Here is a 1,412-nt window from a genome sequence, read left to right on the forward strand (position 1 = left end):
GCACGAAATTACTTCGCTGTCGTCGCTATCGCCGCAACTCTGCTCTGGCTAAGATAACTGTCCACGCGACCTAGAGCGTTTTCGAGCGAAGTGGACACCGGTTCGCGTTAAGAAAACGCGTCAAAACAAGAATCTAGAGCGAAGGTTCCCTTGGATCCTGCCGCCCGCGGCCCCGTTTCTGCCGAAAATACGGCGGATTGGCACAGTGCAATCCGCCGCGCTGGTGCTACACTCGTAAAAGGAGAGGATCACGCTGGAAACAAGCATGGCCTTGTTTGGTTGGGGCAGAGAGGTGCCGTCAGAAGAGGTCCTGGACGCCAGGGCCGGCGCGGATGCCTTGTTGCAGGCGCTGGACAAGGTGGTCGCGACATATCTCGAAAAGGCCGATCACGGCGATCTCGTCTATCCCGCCTGTAAGCGCAAATCGAATGATGCGAGCGCCAGCCCGCGCGAAATCTGGCGCCACACGCGGCTGGAAGGGATGCGCTATCTGACCATGATTCCGGGACGCGACTCCGCGCTGCTGACGGAGCCATCGCGCCAGACCGAGATGATCGACGGCTTCCTGCGCCAGCAGCCGCACGAGGACACGGTGATCGATTTCACCGGACGCGCGGTCGACGATGTCGCGATTGCGATCGTCGCCGGGCTGAACTGGCTGAACCATTGCGCGCAGCTCGCCAAGGTCGATCGCGCGAAGTCGTCGGGCACCTTGCGCAACTTCCGCAAAGTCGTGACGGTCGCCCAGCAATGGTGGGGCATGGAAGGCGCCGAGGCCCGCTGCAGGAACATGCAGCAGGCGCGCGAACTGCCGCCCTTGATGCTCAATCTGGTCTGGCTCGAATGCACCCATCTCGCCAAGGACATCACCGCCGCTGCGGTGTTTGGGGCGGCCGGCGAAGCAAGCGATGCATCGACGCGCTTCCAGGCTGCACTCGATCCGGATGAACCGCCTGCGTGAAGCGCGCATCGCTCTCTCCGTCATTCCGGGGCGCGCGAAGCGCGAGCCCGGAATCCATTTCTCCGCCAGCGCATGCCGCCCGATGGATTCCGGGCTCGTCCTTCGGACGCCCCGGAATGACTGAGCGACGCATTGCGCAACCCTCTCCTCCGTCATGGCCGGGCTTGACCCGGCCATCCACGTTGTCTCGGGCGCGAAGGACGTGGATGCCCGGGACCCGGCTACGCCGAGGCTTCGCCGGGCACTCTAATGTCGGTCCGGCGAAGCGATAGCGAAGACGGGCAAGCCCCGGGCATGACGGCGTCGTATCATTCGCGCGATTTTCCTTAATCCAATCAACGTGATTTGGCCCGTCCAGCCCAGCAACGAAAAACATTCCGCTTTCGCCGTCGGGCAAATCAGTGATTTAACTCCGCGCGTCTCACGGCGGATGAGGGGCGGGTCGCGATCG

Annotated in this window: 1 protein-coding gene; it reads left to right on the forward strand. The window is 62.7% G+C overall.

The genetic code is table 11. From position 1 onward, the window contains the following. Window positions 1-265 precede the first annotated feature (265 nt). Complete coding sequence (locus AC5ZG5_RS46150) at window positions 266-961, forward strand: hypothetical protein (protein ID WP_456646227.1); 696 nt, start codon at window positions 266-268, stop codon at window positions 959-961. Window positions 962-1,412: the final 451 nt, after the last annotated feature.

It is taken from the genome of Bradyrhizobium sp. Ses1, assembly GCF_059512365.1.

Coding starts and splice junctions, on each gene's coding strand:
- AC5ZG5_RS46150 (WP_456646227.1), top strand. CDS start 266: ATGGCCTTGTTTGGTTGGGGCAGAGAGGTGCCGTCAGAAGAGGTCCTG.